At 68.8% G+C, this 2,536-nt stretch carries 4 protein-coding genes and 1 pseudogene; all 5 read left to right on the top strand.

Annotated features, from left to right (window positions below; genetic code table 11):
• A pseudogene (locus tag WBH99_RS08585) lies at positions 1–317 on the top strand (heavy metal translocating P-type ATPase); the annotation flags it as partial.
• Positions 314–1,009, top strand: coding sequence for a sulfite exporter TauE/SafE family protein (locus tag WBH99_RS08580; RefSeq protein WP_424219668.1), 696 nt, complete (start codon positions 314–316; stop codon positions 1,007–1,009). The pseudogene WBH99_RS08585 and the gene WBH99_RS08580, both read left to right, overlap by 4 nt.
• 50 nt (positions 1,010–1,059) lie before the next feature.
• A complete protein-coding gene (locus WBH99_RS08575; protein ID WP_424219667.1) occupies positions 1,060–1,668 on the top strand; it encodes a nitrous oxide reductase accessory protein NosL in 609 nt (202 codons plus the stop codon).
• On the top strand, positions 1,665–2,171 hold the full coding sequence (locus tag WBH99_RS08570) for a nitrous oxide reductase accessory protein NosL (protein WP_424219666.1): 507 nt from the start codon (positions 1,665–1,667) through the stop codon (positions 2,169–2,171). The genes WBH99_RS08575 and WBH99_RS08570 overlap by 4 nt, the downstream gene beginning before the upstream one ends.
• Before the next feature lie 169 nt (positions 2,172–2,340).
• A partial coding sequence (locus WBH99_RS08565; protein ID WP_424219665.1) for a hypothetical protein occupies positions 2,341–2,536 on the top strand: 196 nt, incomplete at its 3' end.

The following is a 2,536-nucleotide window of genomic DNA, read 5'->3' as shown; positions in this document are numbered from 1 at the left end:
TCGGCGACGGCATCAACGACGCGCCGGCCCTGGCCGCCGCCGACGTCGGCTTTGCCGTGGGCGGCGCTACCGACATTGCCCAGGAAGCGGCCGACATCGTCCTCGTGGGTGGCGACATCGCCCGGGTGGCGGCCGGCATCGAACTTTCCCGGCGCACCCTGCGCGTCATCCGCCAGAACCTGTTCTGGGCCCTGGGCTACAACACCGTGGCCATCCCCATCGCCGCCGCCGGCCGCCTGACCCCGATGATCGCCTCGGCCGCCATGGCCCTGTCCTCGGTTTCGGTACTCGGCAACTCTTTGCGCCTGAAACGATGAACGGCCTCGACCCCGCCGCCGGCCTCACTTATGGGGCCGCCTTTCTCACCGGCCTCTTGGGTAGCGGCCACTGCCTGGGCATGTGCGGCGGCCTGGTCTCGGCCTTCTTCCTGCGTACCCAGGCGCGCGGCCTCGCGCCCCACCTCGCCTACCACGGGGCCCGGCTCGGCAGCTACACCCTGATCGGCCTGGCTGCCGCCCTGTTCGGCGCCGTGCTGGTCGGCACCGGCGGCATCGGCCTGGCGCAGGGCGTGCTGCAGATCCTCGCCGGCCTCGCGGTGATCCTCCTCGGCCTCGACCTGCTCGGTCTCTCCCCCTGGCGCAACACCCTGGGCTTTGCCCCCTTGGCCTGGCTGCGCCGCCAGTTCGGCCAGGCCAGCCGGCGCGGCCCCCTGCTGGGCGCTGCGATCGGCGGTGCCATAAACGGCCTGATGCCCTGTTCCATGACCCTGGCCATGGCGGTGCAGGCCACCACCGCGCCGACGCCCGGCGCCGGCGCCCTGCTGTTGTTGGCGTTCGGCCTTGGCACCCTGCCTGCCATGAGCTTTGCCTCCTGGCTGTTCGGCCGGCTCGGGGTGCGGGCCCGCAAGCGGCTGCTGCAGGCCGCCGCCTTCACCGTGATCGCCCTGGGGCTCGCCACCCTGTGGCAGGGCAGCCGCTATTTCCTGGTCATGTACCGGCTGATTTCGTAGTTCCCGGGCTTTCCCGGTTTTGTTGTCAACCCTCGTAAAAGGAGTCAAAAATGGATCGTCGCAACATGCTCAAAACCTCCCTCCTCGGCGGTGCCGCCGCCCTCGTCGCCGGCGCCGCCCACGCCTCCGAAACCTGCAGCACCGACGGCACCCCGAACCAGTTCATCCCGAAAAAGCCGGCCGATGCCAAGCCCCTGGAAAACGAGCTGGAAAAATACGGCAAGTGCCCCTATTGCGGCATGGACCGCAAGGAACACCACAAGACCCGGATGCTGGTCCAGTATTCCGACGACCTCGTAGACGGGGTCTGTTCCATCCACTGCCTGGCCTTGAGCCTCTCCCTCAACATCGACCGGGAACCGAAGCACATCTGGGGCCCCGACTATGCCGCCAGCGCCGAACCCCGGCCCCTGCTGGAAGTCGAGCAACTCACCTACCTGATCGGCGCCGACTTGAAGCACGCCATGACGCGGCGCAGCAAGCATTCCTTCGCCGCCCTCGCCAGCGCCCGGGAATTCCAGACCCAGTACGGCGGCACCCTGGCCAAGTTTGACGAAGCCCTGGAAGCCACCTATCTGGACATGTCCAAGGATGTGGCCCAGATCCGCAAGAACCGCGCCGAGCGGCGCAAGCGCGCCATGGAAAAGCAGCACGGATGAGCGCCGGGGCCCGCCTTCTGAGGGGTCTGCTGCTGGCCCTCTGGACCGCCGTCGCCGCCAGTGCGGCGCTGGCCCAGGGGGTCGTGGTGCCCAAGCCCGGGCCCAAGGACCTCTGCCCCGTGTGCGGCATGATCGTCTCCAAGTACCCGAACTGGGTCGCCACCGTGCTCTACAAGGACGGCCACGCCCATCATTTCGACGGCCCCAAGGACATGTTCAAGTACCTGCACGACCTGCCCCGCTACGCCCCCGGCCACCGGCCCGAAGACATCGCCCGCATCGTCGTCACCGACTTCTATGACTTGGGGAAGATCGAAGCGCAGAGCGCCTGGTTCGTGATCGGCTCGGACGTGCCCGGCCCCATGGGCCACGAGTTCATTCCCCTGGCAAGCCGCGAGGACGCAGCCGCTTTCGAGCACGAGCACAAAGGCGTGCGCACCCTGCGCTTCGATGCAGTCACCCCGGCCGTGGTAGAACAGGTCGACCACGGCCGGTTCCGCTGAGCATGTACCGGCTCAGGCACTCCGGCCCCGCCGCCCACCGCCTGCGCTGTCTCGGCGCCGCTATTTTGGCCGCCCTGGGGCTACGCCAACTGCTGCAGGGACTGATGGCCGGAGGTTGGCAGTGAGGCAACTGCCGGCGCCTTCCGGGCTTTCGGTGCCTTCAGGATTTTTGACCCTATCCGGGTTTTCGACCCGTTCCCTGCTGCTGGCCCTGGCCCTGCACCTTGGCCTCGCCGGCTGGCTGCTCAGGCAAGGCAGGGGTGAGGCCGCGCCTCGCCCGGCGCCCCTGCCGGTCATGGTGTCCCTCATCCCCGAGCACCCGGCCGCCCCGGCCGCCCAGGCTGGCACCCCGACCCCTCCAGCCC

The sequence above is a fragment of the Azovibrio sp. genome, assembly GCF_049658005.1.
Lineage (GTDB): Bacteria > Pseudomonadota > Gammaproteobacteria > Burkholderiales > Rhodocyclaceae > Azovibrio.
This window is presented reverse-complemented; position numbering and strand designations above follow the sequence as displayed.

What these genes read in the sequence shown, in the direction of transcription:
- WBH99_RS08580 (WP_424219668.1), top strand. Translation starts at nt 314, where the DNA reads ATGAACGGCCTCGACCCCGCCGCCGGCCTCACTTATGGGGCCGCCTTT.
- WBH99_RS08575 (WP_424219667.1), top strand. Translation starts at nt 1,060, where the DNA reads ATGGATCGTCGCAACATGCTCAAAACCTCCCTCCTCGGCGGTGCCGCC.
- WBH99_RS08570 (WP_424219666.1), top strand. Translation starts at nt 1,665, where the DNA reads ATGAGCGCCGGGGCCCGCCTTCTGAGGGGTCTGCTGCTGGCCCTCTGG.